This window comes from Sphingomonas sp. 3-13AW, from assembly GCF_049311085.1.
GTDB lineage: Bacteria > Pseudomonadota > Alphaproteobacteria > Sphingomonadales > Sphingomonadaceae > Sphingomonas.
Genome location: NZ_JASNVZ010000030.1, coordinates 1 through 14,327, shown reverse-complemented (window position 1 = coordinate 14,327; position 14,327 = coordinate 1). Strand labels below are relative to the sequence as shown.

The following is a 14,327-nucleotide window of genomic DNA, read 5'->3' as shown; positions in this document are numbered from 1 at the left end:
AACGAAAACAAGGGACGAGGAACCGAACATGGCGCAGGACGACGTTGGGTTGGCGCTAGTCGCTGGCGGGGCGGGCTTTATCGGCTCGCACCTGTGCCGCTCGCTGGTGGAGCGGGGATATGAGGTACTATGCCTCGACAATCTGCAGACTGCGCGTCCGTCGAACCTGAGACTTTTGGAGGCCCTGCCGAACTTCACCTTTGTGGAGGGAGACATCGTGAACCCGCTGCCAGAGGCGGTCCTGGAACGCGCGGACGGCATCAGCCGGATCTACAATCTCGCCTGCGCGGCGTCGCCGCCGCAGTATCAGGCCGATCCCGAGCACACGATGCTGACGAACGTTGTCGGGACGAACCACTTGCTGCGGCTTGCGGAGAAGACCGGTGCGCGCTTCCTGCTGACCTCCACCAGCGAGGTTTATGGCGATCCGGAGGTGCACCCGCAGTCGGAGAGCTATCGCGGATGGGTGAACTGCACCGGACCGCGCGCCTGCTATGACGAGGGCAAGCGGGCTGCCGAGGCCCTGACCTTCGACTATGCCCGCATGAACCGCGCCGACGTCCGCGTCGCCCGCATCTTCAACACCTATGGCCCGCAGATGCACCCCGACGATGGCCGGGTCGTTTCCAACCTGATCTGCCAGGCGCTCTCGGGCCGCGACATCACGGTGTACGGCGACGGCAGCCAGACCCGCAGCTTCTGCTATGTGTCGGACATGGTCGACGCCTTGATGCGGCTGATGGAAAGCGACATCAACCCGATGGAGCCCGTCAACCTGGGCAATCCGATCGAGTTCACCGTTAACGAACTGCTGGAGAAGGTGCTGCTCGCGACAGGCGTCGAGGGTCAGGTGACCTATGCGCCGTTGCCGCAGGACGATCCGCGCCGCCGCCGCCCGGATATCAGCCGTGCAAAGGCCGTGTTGGGCTGGCAGCCGAAGGTGCCGCTGGAGGATGGGCTTGCCCGCACCAGCGCCTGGTTCGCCGAGGAACTGGGGGTGGAGATGAACACGACGACCGTTGAGGAGCCGCTCCGCGCCCGCGCCTGATGGGCCGAAACCGAAGCTCCGCGACCCGCTCCGGTCCTCCCGGGGCGGGTCGTTTCACATCGGGACGCGAGCGATAGGATCACCTTGGTGCAATTCGTAAACAGGTCGTTAACCTGTCCATATGCATCAACGAGAACCTCGCGCTTCCGCGCCCGTTTCCGGCCCGTCGCACCCGTTCCGTCGTGCGCTCACCCAGACGCGCCAGGCGTCTGCCGAAGCGAACGGTGAAGAAGACCTGAAGCTCTTCGTGGTGAGCTTCACCGCCTTCTTCGTCTGCTTCTACACCTTCCTGCTATAATCAGACCGCCGCCGCACCCCTGAAAGGACGGGCGTCAGTCGCAGGCGCGATGGAGCTTCCAGGCCAGCCAGGCTGAGGCGAGGCACATCGCGGCAACGACCAGCAGCATGTCCTCGGGTGTCACGCCCGCTGCGCTGACGACGCTCACCACGATCGCGCCGATCGTCATCGATCCGGCGTTGACGATGTTGTTCGCGGCCACGGTGCGCGCGGTCTGGTCCTTCGTCACCGTGGTGGTCAGGAACGCGTAGAGCGGCACCACGAACATGCCGCCGGTGATCGAGATCGCTAGCATCGTGGCGAGTAGACCGACCGCGCGCGGCAGCGTCAGGAAGTCGTAGAAGCCATAGAGCGTCCCCGCCGGCGCCTGGACCCAGCCCCGCGCTTCCAGCGAAAGTGCGACCACCGCGACGCCCATCGCGAGCACCGAGGCCGGCGCATATTTGGCCGAGACCTTGCCGCGCAACAGCGCGTTGATGACGACGGAGCCGATCGCGACCCCGACCGAGAAGATCGCGATGGTGAGGCTCGCCACGCGCTCGTTGGCGGTGAGCACGTTCTTCACGAGCGGCGGGAAGATCACGATCATCACCGATCCGATCGTCCAGAAAAAGCTGATCGCAAGGATGGCGAGGAACAGCCGGCGGATGTGCATCGTCGCCGCGACGAGCCGCCAGGACGAGGTGAACGGGTTGAAGTTCAGCTTCAGCTTGCTGCCCAAGCGCGGCGCCACCGGCACCATGCGCCCGGTGGTCCACCCGATCACCGCGACCACGATCACGAGCAGCGCAGAGGCCTCGACCGAGATCCAGCCGGCGATGACCGTCCCCAGCAGGATCGAAAGATAGGTGCCGGCCTCGACCAGCCCGGTGCCGCCCAGCACCTCGTCGTCCTTCAGATGCTGCGGCAGGATCGCGTATTTGATGGGCCCGAAGAAGGTCGAGTGGACGCCGAGCAGCAGCACCGCGCCCAGCATCAACGACAGGCCCACGTTGATCCACCCGGCGCGCGCCAGGAACACGCCGATCGCGCCCAGGATCATGATGCCGATCTCCGCCGTCTTGACGATGCGGATAATTCTGGCCTTGTCGCTGGTGTCGGCGAGCTGCCCCGAAAGCGCGGAGAGCACGAAGAACGGCAGGATGCCGAGTCCGGTCGCCAGCGCGTTGAAATTCTGCTCCGCCTGCGCGTCCGCGAAAATCTGGTAGGTGGCGAACAGCACGACCGCCTGCTTGAACAGGTTGTCGTTGAAGGCACCCAGGAATTGCGTGACGAACAAGGGTAGGAAGCGGCGCTTCCTTAGCAGCCCGAGCGCATTCAGCATCGTGTTGTCAGTACCTTATGTCGTTGCGTCGCGCCGGTTTGATGCGGGCGGGCATAGCGCAGGGGGGCAAGGCGCTTCAATGCGCGATTAACGCTTCTCGCGGCCAAGGGGCCGGTGCTAGACCCCGGTGCGTGCTGACGCTTCCCAATATCCTCACGCTCTCGCGGATCTTCGCGGTGCCCCTGCTGGTCGCCTTTTTGTGGTGGCCGCAATGGCATGCGGGCTACGCGATCGCCTTCGCGCTCTACTGCCTGATGGGCATCACCGACTATTTCGACGGCTATCTCGCGCGATCGAACGGGACGGTGTCGAAGCTGGGGGTCTTCCTCGATCCCATCGCGGACAAGATCATGATCGCCGCGGTGATCCTGATGCTGGTGGGCACTCGCCACGATACCGCGCTCATCACCGGCATCCACCTGATCGCGGCACTGGTGATCCTGCTGCGGGAGATCGCCGTGTCGGGCCTTAGGGAGTTCCTGGCCGGACTTCAGGTGTCGCTGCCGGTGTCGCAGCTCGCCAAGTGGAAGACTGCGCTGCAGCTGGTCGCCTTCGGCGCGTTGATCCTGGCAGGCGCGGTTCCCGAGATGGTGTGGGTGCGCACGGTGGGCCTGGCCTGCCTCTGGAGTGCGGCGCTGCTGACGCTAGTGACCGGCTGGGATTATCTCCGCGTCGGCCTGAAGCACATGGACAGCTGATGGCCATCGCCATGCTCTACTTCGCCTGGGTGCGCGAGGCAGTCGGCACCGGCGAGGAATCGGTGGCGCCGCCGGAGACGGTCGCCACGGTCGGCGAGCTGGTGGATTGGCTTTCGGCGGGTAGCGCTGCCCATGCGGAGGCGTTTGCCGACCGCCAGCGGTTGCGCGCCGCGATCGACCAGCGCTTCGTGCCCCTCGACGCCCCGATTGCCGGCGCGCGCGAGATCGCGATCTTCCCGCCGGTGACGGGCGGATGATCCGCGCGATCATCCAGGCCGAGCCGATTGACCTGGCGGCGACCCTCGCTGCGGTCGAGAGCGGCGGTGCGGGAGCCGTCGCAACATTTTCCGGCTTCGTCCGGGAGGACGACGGGGTCCGCGAGCTGTCGCTCGAACATTACCCCGGCATGACCGACGCGGTGCTTCAGACCCTGGCCGAGGAAGCAGTCGCTCGCTGGCAGCTGCAGGCAGTGACGGTGATCCATCGCATCGGCCCCATGTCGCCGGGCGAGCGCATCGTGCTGGTGGTGACGGCGGCCCCGCACCGCCATGCAGCACTTGAGGCCTGCACGTTCCTGATCGATCGGCTCAAGACCGACGCGCCCTTCTGGAAGCGCGAGCGCCGGACCGAGGGCGCGCGCTGGGTCGATGCACGGCATGGGGATACCGGCGCCGCCGACCGCTGGCGTTAGGGCGGGGGAGGGCGCAGCCTCCCCCGAAGCGGCTCAGCCCAGCTTGGGCACCAGCACGCCGTTGATGACGTGGGACACACCGTTCGACTGGGCGACGTCGTAGGTGGTCACATAGGCCTTGGTGCCGTTCGCGTCGGTCAGCGTGATCGCACCATTCTCCAGAGCGGCTGCGAGCGGCTGGCCCGCGACGGTGGTCAGCGTCAGCGTGCCGCCGGCGCTTTCGATCTGCTTCTTGAGCGTCTCGGCATCGAGCTTGCCCGACACGACATGGTAGTTGAGGATCTTGCCGAGGGTCGGCTTGTTCTCCGGCTTCAGCAGCGTGTCCATGGTGCCCGGCGCCAGCCGCCCGAACGCATCATTGTCGGGCGCAAAGACGGTGAAGGGGCCGGGGCCGGCCAGCGCGGTGTCCACGCCCGCCGTCTTCACCGCGCTCGCCAGCGTCGAGAGCGTCGGGGTGGCTGTGAGAGTCTCGAGGATCGGCTTGGCCGCTGCTGCGTCGGTGCCGCCCGCAGCAGTGTTCGGCTGGGCGGTAGCGGTGCCGACGGTCGCGGCCGGAGCGGCCTGGGGTGCGGGCGTCGCGGTCGTCGTCTGCGCCAGCGCCGGTGCCGCAGTAGCGGCAACGATGGCCAGTGCGGATACGATCGGAAGACGGAACATCAATTTCTCCTCCAGAAGTTGCGATGTGCGTTCATGAACGCTCACGGCGCCATTCGGCTTCCTGCGGCACATGCTGTCCACTCCGCCGGGACGAGTCGTGGTCAATGCGCGGCGGAGAGCATGCTTGCCAGCAATCGGAAGTCGCGCTCGCGGGGCGAGGCGCGGCGCCAGACCAGCGCGATTTCCCGCGACGCGCGCGGGGCATCGATCCGTCGGGCGATCACATGGGTATGGTCGAGGATCCCCGCTTTTACGGCCATTTCGGGCAGCATGGTGTGTCCCAGGCCGTTGTCGACCATCTGGACAATGGTGTGGAGCGAGGTGCCCAGCATCGTCGCGCGGCCGCGAAGTTCCGGATGCGGACAGGCGCGCAGCGCGTGGTCCTTCAGGCAATGCCCATCCTCCAGCAGCAGCAGTCGCGCCGCGTCGATGTCATCCGCGACCATCGGGCCCGAGCCCGGACGCGCCTCACCCTCCGGCACCGCCAAATAGAGCGGGTCGTCGAACAAAGGGGCGACCTCCACGTCGCCGCACGCATACGGAAGCGCTAGCAGCACGCAGTCGGAGCGCCCATGATGGAGCGCTTCGCACGCGGCCTGGCTCGGCTCCTCGCGCAGGAAGAGCTTCAGGTCGGGATAATCCTCGCGCAGCCGCGGCAGGATGCGGGGCAGCATGAACGGCGCGATCGTCGGGATGACGCTCATCCGCATTTCTCCCGACAGCGGCCGACCGGCCGCACGTGCCATGTCCGCGAGTTCCTCCGCCTCGCGGATGACGGTGCGGGCCTTGTCGACGATCGCATCGCCGAGCGGTGTGAAGCGCACCACCCGCCGGGTCCGCTCGACCAACGTCACGCCGATCAGCGTTTCCAACTCACGGATACCTGCCGACAGGGTGGATTGGGTGACGAAGGAGGCCTCCGCAGCGCGCCCAAAATGGCCGGCATCCCGCAGCGCGACCAGATACTGCAGCTGCTTCAGCGTCGGGAGATAGGTGGTGCTCATCACCCGCTTCTTATCGACTGCGTCGATCACGCGCCAGTGACTGAGCGACTCAGGCTGGGACGGGCTCGCCCTCTCTTCACGCCAATCCGCGACGATTGCTGGAAATTCTACAGCAGGGATCCTAAATGTGTGCCGACAAGGGGAAGGTACTGGAATGCTCGGCCGGCTCGGTGCGTATCTGGATTCGATCAAGGCACGGGATCCGGCTCCGCGGTCGCGCGCCGAGATCCTGCTGTACCCTGGCGTATGGGCGGTGGGCTTTCACCGGATCGCTCACAGGCTGTTCCAGGCGCGCCGGTTCTTCCTTGCCCGCGCGGTGAATCATCTGGCGCGGTTCCTGACTTCGATCGACATCCATCCCGGCGCGAAGATCGGTCGCAATTTTTTTATCGACCACGGCTTTACCGTGATCGGTGAGACTGCGGAGATCGGTGACGACGTCACCATCTATCAGAATGTGACGCTGGGCGGCACGAGCCCCGACAACGGCATCGCTGGCAAGCGCCACCCGACCATCGGGAATGGCGTGATCATCGGTTCCGGTGCGCAGGTACTGGGCCCGATCCAGGTCGGCGCCCGCGCCCGCGTTGGCGCCAATGCGGTGGTGACGCGCGATGTGCCGGAGGGTGCCGTGATGGTCGGCATCCCGGCGCGGCCGACGGTCGTCGATTCCACGGCCTATCAACGCGACTTCGTCCCCTACGGAACGCCCTGCCGGGACATGCAGGATCCGCAGGCGCAGAAGATCGAAGCCCTGCGCGCAGAACTGGACGCCTTGCGCCGTAGGTTCGATGCGGCGGTCGCCGAAGCAGAAGAGCATCGCAACCGCGCCTGATGGGAATCGTCACACCTTTCCCCGCCGCGGCAGGGCACCCGAGCCAGATCGGCTTCGAGCGTGCGGAGCTCACGCGCATCCTCGATCTTTATGGACGGATGGTCGCGGCCGGCCACTGGCGTGACTATGCGATCGACCTCGGCAAGGAGGCAGCCGTGTTCTCGGCCTTCCGGCGCGCGACGGAGCGGCCGGAGTTCCGGATCGAGAAACGCCCGGGCCTGCGCAATCGTCAGGGCATGTGGGCGCTCGTCAATGAAGTGGGCGCAGTGCTCAAGCGCGGGCACGAACTCGGCCCGGTGCTGGCACCGGTAGAGCGTCGCTTCATGAAGCTTGTCGAGGAATAGGCTGCTTTGCCTGCTGCTGGACCAGGGACTCGTCCAGTAACACGCGCCCTCCCGAAGGAGGGCGCGCAGGGAAAACAGTCGGCAACCGTGACTTACTTCGCGCCGGGGTTACGGCACTCGTCCTGCAAGGTCCGGGTGCAGACCGGATAGGTCTTCGGGGTCGGCATCGGCGGATCGTTGATCGGCGGGCCGAAGACGACGCGCGTGGGTCCGGGAGGCGGGGGCGCCGGAACAACCGTTTCGTCCACCACGATCACCTCCTCGGCCGGAGGCTGCTGACCGGTGTTTGTCTGCGCGTAGGCAGCGCTGCTGAAAGTTAGGGCGGCGGCAAGAACAAGGAGCTTCATGTGTCGTCTCCTACGGTTATTTAGCTGCCGACGCTCAACGCACGACATTGCGTTTATTTCCGCCCCTCGTATTAAATCCCTAAATCGAGGGAGTATCCGGCCGATCGCACCGTTCGGATGATGTCCGGAAGGTTGTCCCCGTTGATCGCCTTGCGAAGGCGGCGGATGTGAACGTCGACGGTGCGCGTCTCGATGTCGGTGTCGCGCCCCCACACCGCATCCAGCAGTCGTTCGCGCGAAAACACCCAGCCGGGGTGCTGGAGGAAGTGCTTGAGGAGGCGGAATTCGGTCGGCCCCAGCGGCACGAGCGCACCGGCGCGGCGGACCTTGTGGCCCACGGTGTCCATCTCGATGTCGGCGTAGCTGAGCGTCTCGCCGGCAAGGGCCGGGCGCACCCGTCGCAGCACCGCCTTGACCCGCGCGACCAGTTCGCGCGGGGAAAAGGGCTTGGTCACATAGTCGTCCGCGCCGGTCTCGAGGCCGCGAACCCGGTCTTCTTCTTCGCCCCGCGCGGTGAGCATGATGATCGGCACGTTCGCGGTTTCAGGCGCCCGTCGCAGGCGTCGGCAGACTTCGATCCCCGAAAGCCCCTCGACCATCCAGTCGAGCAGCACCAGGTCGGGCGCCGCTTCCCGCGCCAGCAGCAATGCCTCTTCGCCGTCCGGCGTATGTCGCACGTCGAAGTCCTCGCGGCGGAAGTGGTAGGCGAGCAACTCCGCGAGCGCCGCGTCATCCTCCACGAGCAACATGCTTGGGTTTGCCATTGCGCGATTCCTCAGTCGTTAGAGGTGTCGGCGGTTTCCCGATCGACCAGGTAGCGGCCTGTTGCGGCGAAATAGACCATCTCGGCCACGTTGGTGGCGTGGTCGCCGATCCGTTCCAGGTTCTTGGCGACGAACAGCAAGTGCGCGACCTGGCCGATCGTGCGTGGGTTCTCGACCATGAAGGTCACCAGCGTGCGGAAGATGCTGTCGTAGAAGTCATCGAGCGCCCGGTCGCGCGCGCACACCCTGACGGCAGCTTCCGCATCGCGTGCCGAAAATGCGTTGAGCACCTCGTGCACCATGTCGCTTGCCATCTGCGCCATCGCCGGCAGCAACGACACCGCCTCGATCCGGTCGTCACCATGGTGGATCATCGGCACGCGCTTGGCGATGTTCTTGGCATAGTCGCCGATGCGCTCGACCACGGCCGCGATCTTGAGCGCGGCGACGACCTCGCGCAGGTCGTCCGCCATCGGCGCCCGCAACGCGATCACCCGCACGGCCAGGCGCTCGACCTCGGCCTGGATCGCGTCGATCTTCTCGTCGGCCTTGCGCACTTCCTTCGCCAGGTTCGGGTCGTTGCGCTGCAGTGCCAGCATCGCGTCGGAGATGCCGTGTTCGGCAAGCCCGCCCATCTGCAAGATCAGCGCACGCAGGTGGCCGATCTCTTCGTCGAACGCCTTGATCGTATGTTCCTGGCCCGTGGGCATGTCGCTCTCCTCAGCCATAGCGGCCGGTGATGTAATCCTTGGTCCGCTCCTGGCGGGGATTGGTGAAAATCTCGGACGTGTCGCCATATTCGACCAGGGTGCCCAGGTGGAAAAACGCCGTGCGCTGCGACACGCGGGCCGCCTGCTGCATGTTGTGGGTCACGATCACGATCGCATAGCGGCCGCGCAGCGCGTGGATCAGCTCCTCGATCTTGGCGGTCGCAATCGGATCGAGTGCCGAGCAGGGCTCGTCCATCAGGATCACTTCAGGGTCGACCGCAATCGCGCGCGCGATGCAGAGGCGCTGCTGCTGGCCGCCCGAAAGCGCGGTGCCGCTGTCGGTCAGGCGGTCCTTGACCTCTTCCCACAGGCCGGCGCGGCGGAGCGAGCGCTCGACGATGCTCTCCAGGTCGGCGCGGCTGGAGGCCAGGCCGTGGATGCGGGGCCCATAGGCCACGTTCTCGAAGATCGACTTGGGGAAGGGGTTCGGCTTCTGGAACACCATGCCGACACGGGCGCGCAGCTGCACCACGTCCATAGACTTGTCATAGATGTCCTCGCCGTCCAGCCGGATGTCGCCGGTCACGCGCGCATTGGCGACCGTGTCGTTCATCCGGTTGAGCGTGCGCAGGAAGGTCGACTTGCCGCAGCCCGACGGGCCGATGAACGCGGTGACATTCTCCATGTCGACGTCGATCGACACGTCCTTGATCGCCTGTTTGTCGCCATAGAAGACGTTGACGTCGCGGGCCGACATCTTGGGCGCGACGGTGTCGGAAAGGGAGCTATCGGTCACCAGCGGGTCTCGAATCGGTTGCGGAGGTAGATGGCAAAGGCGTTCATCGCGAGGAGGAACGCGAGCAGCACCAGGATGGCGGCAGACGTCTTCTCGATGAAGCCGCGGCTGACCTGGTCGGACCAGAGGAAGATCTGCACGGGCAGCACGGTCGCGGGATCTTCCAGGCCGTCGGGCGCCTGCACGATGAAGGCACGCATGCCGATCATCAGCAGCGGTGCCGTCTCGCCCAGCGCGCGCGCCATGCCGATGATCGTGCCCGTGAGAATGCCCGGAAGCGCCAGCGGCAGCACATGGTGGAACACCACCTGCACCGGGCTCGCACCGATACCCAGGGCCGCATCACGGATGGACGGCGGCACCGCCTTGATCGCGTTGCGCCCGGCGATCACGATCACTGGCATGATCATCAGCGCCAGCGTCAGGCCGCCGACAAGCGGCGCCGAGCGGGGCAAGTTGAAGGTGCCCAGGAAGAGCGCCAGGCCGAGCAGTCCGAAGATGATCGAGGGCACTGCCGCCAGGTTGTTGATCGAAACCTCGATCAGGTCGGTCCAGCGGTTCTTGGGCGCATATTCCTCAAGATAGAGCGCGGACAGCACGCCCACGGGGAACGCGATGAGCAGCGTCACCGCCATGGTGAGCAGCGAGCCCTTGAGCGCCCCCCAGATGCCGACGGCCGTCGGATCGGTCGAGTCCGCGCCGGTCAGGAACGTCCAGTTGAAGTCCTTGCGGATCGCGTGCGCCGCTTTCAGCCGCTCGACCATCTGCTCGGCGGCAGGGGTGCCATCGCCCTTGTACGCTTCCTCGATGCCGGGCGCGGCGGGCACGAAAATCGTCGCCTTGCGCGTGAGAAGGGTGGGGTCGGCCTTGATCGCGTTGCGCACGGTCAGCCAAGCGCTGTCGGCAATCACCGGCAGGTCCTCGCCAAACGCCTCGACCGCCGCGACGTTGGTCACGCCCTCCAGCCCCGCACCCGAAAGCGCGAGATCAGCACCGGCGCTGTTGAGCTGCGCCGGCGTTACCTCAAGCCCGGCGGCCGGGAAGTCGATCGGCAACGCGACCTCGACCCGCTGGAACCCTCCGATTCCCGAGGACAGCATCGAGATCAGCAGGAAGGCGAGGAAGCCTGCCGACATCAGCACCGCAGCCATGCCGACGATGCGGAACCGCCGTTCGGCCGCATAGCGGCGGCGGATGCGCCGCTGCATCGAATGGGTCTTCCAATCGGTGGGGCGACGCTCTGCCGGCTCGTGCCCGGCGGCGGGGACGCCCGCGACGAGGGGGCTATTCATAGACTTCCCGATAGCGCTTCACGACGCGCAGGGCGACGATGTTGAGGAGCAGGGTGACGACGAACAGCGTCAGCCCAAGGGCAAAGGCGGCAAGCGTCTTGGGGCTGTCGAACTCCGCCTCGCCGGTCAGCAGGTCGACGATCTGCTTGGTGACGGTGGTGGTGCTCTCGAACGGGTTGAGCGTGATGGTGGCGGCGCCGGAGGCGGCCATGACCACGATCATGGTCTCGCCGATCGCCCGGCTGACGGCGAGCAGCACGCCCGCGACCACGCCCGGAAGCGCGGCCGGCAGAAGGACGCGGCGGATGGTTTCGGACGTCGTCGCCCCCATCGCCAGGCTGCCGTCGCGCATCGAGCGGGGCACCGCGGCGATCGAGTCGTCGGCCATCGACGAGACGAAGGGGATGATCATCACGCCCATCACCAGCCCGGCCGAAAGCGCACTTTCGGAGCTGGCATAGGGCATCCCTAGCATGACGGCGAGGTCGCGGATGGCGGGGCCGACGGTAAGGGCTGCGAAATAGCCATAGACCACGGTCGGAATGCCCGCGAGGATCTCCAGGATCGGCTTCATCCAGCGCCGCGTCGTCGGGTGCGCATATTGGGTGAGGTAGATCGCGCTCATCAGGCCGAACGGGATCGCGACCAGCATCGCGATCACCGCACCGATAAAGAAGGTGCCCCAGAACAGCGGCACGGCGCCCAATGTCTCGCCCGGATCGCTCGCGCGGATCACCTGCGGGCTCCAGCGGGTTCCGAACAGGAAGTCGGTGATCGGCACGATCGAGAAGAAGCGCGCACTCTCGAACAGCAGCGAGAGGAAGATGCCGAGCGTCGTCAGGATTGCGATCAGGGACGCGGCCAGCAGCAGCAGCATGACTGCGCGCTCGACGCGCGTCCGTGCCCGGAAATCGGGCCGGATGCGGGTAAAGGCATAGGCTGCGCCCGCAAAGGCGAGCAGCAGCGCAACCGCCGTCCCGATCCAGCGATAGCGCGCCTCGGCAGCCGCAAACACCGGCGCCAGGGGCTCGGAAGCGGGGTTGAACGCGCCATAGGCGGTGCCGTTGGCGAGCGCCCGAGCCTCCGCCAGCACTGCCGCGCGCTCAAACCCGTCGGCGGGGAGGGTGGCGGCGGCCGGGCTCGCCAGCACCGCCTCCTTGGCGAGCTGCGGCGCAACCGCGGACCACACCGCGAGGAACAACAGCGCGGGGATCGCGACCCACATCGCCATGTACCAGCCGTGCTGGCTCGGCAGCGAGTGGACGCGCGCCGAACCGCCTTGGGTGAAGCTGCCGGCACGGGCGCGGGCGGCGATCCACCCGATCAGCGCCAGTCCGGCGAGCAGGAAGAAAAGGGCAAAGCTGCTCATGACCGGATCAATGCAGGGTTGCGGGGTCGACGGGGGTGCCCTCAGCGATGATCGCATGCGAGGCGGAACGGACGCCTTCCGGGGCGGCGATCATGCCGCGGCGCGTGAGCGGCCCGTCCGGGTTCCAGGAGTCCGCATAGCGGGTCAGGAAATCGGCCATGCCCGGCACCGCGCGCAGGTGCGCCTTCTTCACATAGATGAAGAGCGGGCGCGCCCCCGGGTAGCTCCCGTCGGAAATGGTCTGGTAGGTCGGCGGCACCCCGTCCAGCGGCACGCCGCGCAACCGGTTGAGGTTCTCCTCCAGATAGCTGAAGCCGAACACGCCGATCGCATTGGGGTTGGTGGAGAGGTTCTGCACGATCAGATTGTCGTTCTCGCCCTTGTCGACATAGGCGGCGTCATCGCGGATGCGCGTGCACATGTCTTCGTAGCGGTCCTTGTCGGTTTCCTTCAGCGCCTTCGCCTCCGGCACGGCTGCCTCGCAGGCAGGAACCATGATCAGCTCGACCAGCGCGTCGCGCGTGCCGCTGGTGGAGGGCGGGCCATAGACCTGGATCGGCAGGTGCGGGAGCGCCGGGTTCACATCGCTCCAGAAGCGCGCCTTCTGGGGCTTGCCGAGCGGATTGGCCGACAGCGCGAGATAGATGTCGTGGTCGTTGAGCTTGAGCTTGGGGCCGTTGTTCGCTTCCGCCAGGACGACCCCGTCGACGCCGACCTGCACCTCCATCACATCCTTCACGCCATTGGCGATGCACCCGTCCATCTCGGACTTCTTGATCTGGCGGGACGCGTTGAGGATGTCGGGATGCTGCGGGCCGACGCCGGCGCAGAATAGCTTCACGCCCGCACCGGTACCGGTCGATTCGATCACCGGCGCGCGCAGCGACGGGTTGGCGTTGATCATCGCCTCGGCAACCGCGGTGGTGAAGGGGAACACCGTCGAAGAGCCGACCACCCGTATCTGGTCGCGCGAAACGTTACGATCGCACGCCGCCAGCGCGAGCAGCGCAGCGGTGGCAATCGCGATACGGCGGATCATCGTCGTCATCTCCACGGCAGCCGAGGGACTCGGCCGCCTGTTGATCCCGCCCTTCCGCACGAACATTACGCTTTTATGACACTGCGTCACCGTTCGCCGTCGGCAACAGCACCGTGACCGTGGTCCCGACCCCCACCGTGCTCGTAATATCGAGGCGCCCGCGATGGCGTTCGACAATGTGACGCACGATCGAAAGCCCCAGGCCCGTGCCCCCGATCGAACGGCTCCGTCCCGCATCGACGCGATAGAAGCGTTCGGTCAGACGGGGGAGGTGCTGGGGTGCAATGCCTTCGCCCTGGTCGATGATCTGCAGCCGCACCATCTCGCCCACGGCTTCCAGCTCGACCCGCACGGGCGTGCCGGGGCGGCCATAGGCCATGGCGTTGCCGACCAGATTGTGAATTACCTGTGACAGCTGTGCGCGGTCGCCCATCACCGGCGGCACCTCCGCCACCTCGAGCACCAGATCGGCACCGCGCCCGCCGTGCAGGTCGACAAGCGCCCCGCGCACTTCGCGCACCAGCGCGTCGAGCGCCACCGTCGCGTCCGGGGCGCGGAACTTGCCCGCCTCGATCCGGGACAGCGAAATCAGCTCGTCGATTAGCCGCTGCATCCGGCGCGTCTCGGCCAGCATGATCCCCAGGAAGCGGTCGCGCAGCTGCGGGTCCTCGCCGGCTTCCTCGCGCAGGGTCTCGGCGAAGCCGCGGAGGGAGGCGAGCGGCGTGCGCAGTTCGTGGCTGGCGTTGGCGACGAAGTCGACGCGCATCCGCTCGGCCGCGTGGATCTGGGTCTCGTCGACCAGCTGTACCAGCCGGCGGCCGTCGCCGATGGGCCGGACGCGCATTTCCCAGCGCTGATCGCGACCGCCGATCCCGACCAGATGGGTCGTGCTGCCGGTGTCATCGCCGGAGTCTCCGACCAGCCGTTCTGCTGCGGCGGGATGGCGGATGGCGATCCGCACGTCCTGCCCGACGATATGCTCGCCAAGCAGGCTGCGTGCCGCCGCATTGGCGCGGGCCACTCGGGTGCCAGCGGTGACGAGAACCGGGCCCGCCAGCGCGTCCATCAGGGCCTGGACGCTCGGCTGTTCCGGACGGGCGCGGGCGGGCGG

18 protein-coding genes are annotated in these 14,327 nt (G+C 66.6%); 7 read left to right on the top strand and 11 right to left on the bottom strand.

The window, feature by feature from the left end; translation table 11 throughout:
• Window positions 1–28 precede the first annotated feature (28 nt).
• The gene (locus QP045_RS19380) at window positions 29–1,048 is read left to right on the top strand and encodes a UDP-glucuronic acid decarboxylase family protein (protein WP_422516649.1); all 1,020 of its coding nucleotides are present in this window, start codon (window positions 29–31) and stop codon (window positions 1,046–1,048) included.
• 121 nt (window positions 1,049–1,169) lie between these two features.
• Window positions 1,170–1,346: a hypothetical protein gene (locus QP045_RS19375; protein WP_422516648.1), complete on the top strand. Its 177-nt coding sequence runs from the start codon at window positions 1,170–1,172 to the stop codon at window positions 1,344–1,346.
• A 34-nt stretch (window positions 1,347–1,380) separates the two neighbouring features.
• On the opposite strand, the gene QP045_RS19370 is transcribed toward QP045_RS19375, so the two are convergent.
• On the bottom strand, window positions 1,381–2,670 hold the full coding sequence (locus QP045_RS19370; protein ID WP_422516647.1) for an MFS transporter: 1,290 nt from the start codon (window positions 2,668–2,670) through the stop codon (window positions 1,381–1,383).
• Window positions 2,671–2,801: 131 nt separating this feature from the next.
• On the opposite strand from QP045_RS19370, the gene pgsA reads away from it, so the two are divergent.
• The 3 genes from pgsA to QP045_RS19355 are packed head-to-tail and all read left to right on the top strand — an operon-like array spanning window position 2,802 to window position 4,059.
• Window positions 2,802–3,368 carry a CDP-diacylglycerol--glycerol-3-phosphate 3-phosphatidyltransferase gene (gene pgsA, locus QP045_RS19365; RefSeq protein ID WP_422516646.1) on the top strand — a complete coding sequence of 189 codons (567 nt, stop codon included), beginning with the start codon at window positions 2,802–2,804 and terminating at the stop codon, window positions 3,366–3,368.
• Window positions 3,368–3,625 (top strand): molybdopterin converting factor subunit 1, encoded by a 258-nt coding sequence (gene moaD / locus QP045_RS19360; RefSeq protein ID WP_422516645.1) that lies wholly within the window; start codon window positions 3,368–3,370, stop codon window positions 3,623–3,625. The genes pgsA and moaD overlap by 1 nt, the downstream gene beginning before the upstream one ends.
• Window positions 3,622–4,059, top strand: a complete 438-nt coding sequence (locus QP045_RS19355; RefSeq protein WP_422516644.1) for a molybdenum cofactor biosynthesis protein MoaE — start codon at window positions 3,622–3,624, stop codon at window positions 4,057–4,059. The genes moaD and QP045_RS19355 overlap by 4 nt, the downstream gene beginning before the upstream one ends.
• A 33-nt stretch (window positions 4,060–4,092) precedes the next feature.
• Here the strand turns inward: QP045_RS19355 and QP045_RS19350 are convergent, their stop codons facing one another.
• Window positions 4,093–4,716: a fasciclin domain-containing protein gene (locus tag QP045_RS19350; RefSeq protein WP_422516643.1), complete on the bottom strand. Its 624-nt coding sequence runs from the start codon at window positions 4,714–4,716 to the stop codon at window positions 4,093–4,095.
• A 101-nt stretch (window positions 4,717–4,817) separates the two neighbouring features.
• Window positions 4,818–5,720, bottom strand: a complete 903-nt coding sequence (locus tag QP045_RS19345) for a hydrogen peroxide-inducible genes activator (RefSeq protein ID WP_422516642.1) — start codon at window positions 5,718–5,720, stop codon at window positions 4,818–4,820.
• Window positions 5,721–5,874: 154 nt separating this feature from the next.
• On the opposite strand from QP045_RS19345, the gene epsC reads away from it, so the two are divergent.
• Together epsC and QP045_RS19335 are read left to right on the top strand one after the other, a co-directional pair.
• Window positions 5,875–6,555, top strand: coding sequence for a serine O-acetyltransferase EpsC (gene epsC, locus QP045_RS19340; RefSeq protein ID WP_422516641.1), 681 nt, complete (start codon window positions 5,875–5,877; stop codon window positions 6,553–6,555).
• Window positions 6,555–6,899, top strand: coding sequence for a DUF2794 domain-containing protein (locus tag QP045_RS19335; protein ID WP_422516640.1), 345 nt, complete (start codon window positions 6,555–6,557; stop codon window positions 6,897–6,899). The genes epsC and QP045_RS19335 overlap by 1 nt, the downstream gene beginning before the upstream one ends.
• A 92-nt stretch (window positions 6,900–6,991) precedes the next feature.
• Here the strand turns inward: QP045_RS19335 and QP045_RS19330 are convergent, their stop codons facing one another.
• From QP045_RS19330 to QP045_RS19295, 8 genes are all read right to left on the bottom strand, one after another.
• The gene (locus tag QP045_RS19330; protein ID WP_422516639.1) at window positions 6,992–7,246 is read right to left on the bottom strand and encodes a hypothetical protein; all 255 of its coding nucleotides are present in this window, start codon (window positions 7,244–7,246) and stop codon (window positions 6,992–6,994) included.
• Window positions 7,247–7,317: 71 nt separating this feature from the next.
• Window positions 7,318–8,010, bottom strand: coding sequence for a phosphate regulon transcriptional regulator PhoB (gene phoB / locus QP045_RS19325; protein WP_422516638.1), 693 nt, complete (start codon window positions 8,008–8,010; stop codon window positions 7,318–7,320).
• An 11-nt stretch (window positions 8,011–8,021) separates the two neighbouring features.
• Complete coding sequence (gene phoU, locus QP045_RS19320) at window positions 8,022–8,720, bottom strand: phosphate signaling complex protein PhoU (protein ID WP_422516637.1); 699 nt, start codon at window positions 8,718–8,720, stop codon at window positions 8,022–8,024.
• 10 nt (window positions 8,721–8,730) lie between these two features.
• The gene (gene pstB / locus QP045_RS19315; protein ID WP_422516685.1) at window positions 8,731–9,477 is read right to left on the bottom strand and encodes a phosphate ABC transporter ATP-binding protein PstB; all 747 of its coding nucleotides are present in this window, start codon (window positions 9,475–9,477) and stop codon (window positions 8,731–8,733) included.
• A gap of 35 nt (window positions 9,478–9,512) precedes the next feature.
• Window positions 9,513–10,808: a phosphate ABC transporter permease PstA gene (gene pstA / locus QP045_RS19310; RefSeq protein WP_422516636.1), complete on the bottom strand. Its 1,296-nt coding sequence runs from the start codon at window positions 10,806–10,808 to the stop codon at window positions 9,513–9,515.
• Window positions 10,801–12,177 (bottom strand): phosphate ABC transporter permease subunit PstC, encoded by a 1,377-nt coding sequence (gene pstC / locus QP045_RS19305; protein ID WP_422516635.1) that lies wholly within the window; start codon window positions 12,175–12,177, stop codon window positions 10,801–10,803. The genes pstA and pstC overlap by 8 nt, the downstream gene beginning before the upstream one ends.
• A gap of 7 nt (window positions 12,178–12,184) precedes the next feature.
• On the bottom strand, window positions 12,185–13,216 hold the full coding sequence (locus QP045_RS19300) for a substrate-binding domain-containing protein (RefSeq protein ID WP_422516684.1): 1,032 nt from the start codon (window positions 13,214–13,216) through the stop codon (window positions 12,185–12,187).
• Window positions 13,217–13,289: 73 nt separating this feature from the next.
• Window positions 13,290–14,327, bottom strand: a 1,038-nt coding sequence (locus QP045_RS19295) for an ATP-binding protein (RefSeq protein ID WP_422516634.1), incomplete at its 5' end; no start/stop codon positions are given.

Bases quoted from the DNA above. Each gene is read 5' to 3' on its own strand.
- QP045_RS19380 (WP_422516649.1), top strand. From the start codon at position 29: ATGGCGCAGGACGACGTTGGGTTGGCGCTAGTCGCTGGCGGGGCGGGC.
- QP045_RS19375 (WP_422516648.1), top strand. From the start codon at position 1,170: ATGCATCAACGAGAACCTCGCGCTTCCGCGCCCGTTTCCGGCCCGTCG.
- QP045_RS19370 (WP_422516647.1), bottom strand. From the start codon at position 2,670: ATGCTGAATGCGCTCGGGCTGCTAAGGAAGCGCCGCTTCCTACCCTTG.
- moaD (WP_422516645.1), top strand. From the start codon at position 3,368: ATGGCCATCGCCATGCTCTACTTCGCCTGGGTGCGCGAGGCAGTCGGC.
- QP045_RS19355 (WP_422516644.1), top strand. From the start codon at position 3,622: ATGATCCGCGCGATCATCCAGGCCGAGCCGATTGACCTGGCGGCGACC.
- QP045_RS19350 (WP_422516643.1), bottom strand. From the start codon at position 4,716: ATGTTCCGTCTTCCGATCGTATCCGCACTGGCCATCGTTGCCGCTACT.
- QP045_RS19345 (WP_422516642.1), bottom strand. From the start codon at position 5,720: ATGAGCACCACCTATCTCCCGACGCTGAAGCAGCTGCAGTATCTGGTC.
- epsC (WP_422516641.1), top strand. From the start codon at position 5,875: ATGCTCGGCCGGCTCGGTGCGTATCTGGATTCGATCAAGGCACGGGAT.
- QP045_RS19335 (WP_422516640.1), top strand. From the start codon at position 6,555: ATGGGAATCGTCACACCTTTCCCCGCCGCGGCAGGGCACCCGAGCCAG.
- QP045_RS19330 (WP_422516639.1), bottom strand. From the start codon at position 7,246: ATGAAGCTCCTTGTTCTTGCCGCCGCCCTAACTTTCAGCAGCGCTGCC.
- phoB (WP_422516638.1), bottom strand. From the start codon at position 8,010: ATGGCAAACCCAAGCATGTTGCTCGTGGAGGATGACGCGGCGCTCGCG.
- phoU (WP_422516637.1), bottom strand. From the start codon at position 8,720: ATGCCCACGGGCCAGGAACATACGATCAAGGCGTTCGACGAAGAGATC.
- pstB (WP_422516685.1), bottom strand. From the start codon at position 9,477: ATGTCGGCCCGCGACGTCAACGTCTTCTATGGCGACAAACAGGCGATC.
- pstA (WP_422516636.1), bottom strand. From the start codon at position 10,808: ATGAATAGCCCCCTCGTCGCGGGCGTCCCCGCCGCCGGGCACGAGCCG.
- pstC (WP_422516635.1), bottom strand. From the start codon at position 12,177: ATGAGCAGCTTTGCCCTTTTCTTCCTGCTCGCCGGACTGGCGCTGATC.
- QP045_RS19300 (WP_422516684.1), bottom strand. From the start codon at position 13,216: ATGATCCGCCGTATCGCGATTGCCACCGCTGCGCTGCTCGCGCTGGCG.